Here is a 428-nt window from a genome sequence, read left to right as displayed (position 1 = left end):
CACCGCGTCCCCGAACGTCCGGATCGAGGCGTCCGGGGCCCGGTGCTCCAGGTGGTAGACGGCGAGCGAGGCGGCGAGCCCGAGCAGGCCGACGGTGATGCCCGCGTACGCCATCACGCGCGCGTACAGGTTCAGCCGGGGCCGGTCGTGGCGCCGCTGCACCGCCTGGTAGACCTGCACCATCCGCAGCGGGCGCAGCAGCGGCAGGAGCAGGACCACGGTGTCGAGCAGGTGGACCCGCGGGAAGCGCGCGCCCAGACCGCTGAGCCGCAGCCGCGCCACGTAGTCGACGAGGAAGAGCAGCCAGGTCGACCAGACCAGGGTCAGCGCGAGGTCGTTCCAGGGCTCGGCCTCGTGCGGGGTCAGCACCCGGACCGCGTACCCGGTGAGAAAGAGCAGTCCCGCGAGGAAGAGCGGCACCTCCGTGC

General features: G+C 72.9%; 1 pseudogene. It reads right to left on the bottom strand.

Annotated features, from left to right (window positions below):
• Positions 1-428: pseudogene (locus RNB18_RS52575) on the bottom strand (potassium channel family protein); the annotation flags it as partial.

The sequence above is a fragment of the Streptomyces doebereineriae genome (assembly GCF_031845645.1).
Lineage (GTDB): Bacteria > Actinomycetota > Actinomycetes > Streptomycetales > Streptomycetaceae > Streptomyces > Streptomyces canus.
This window is presented reverse-complemented; position numbering and strand designations above follow the sequence as displayed.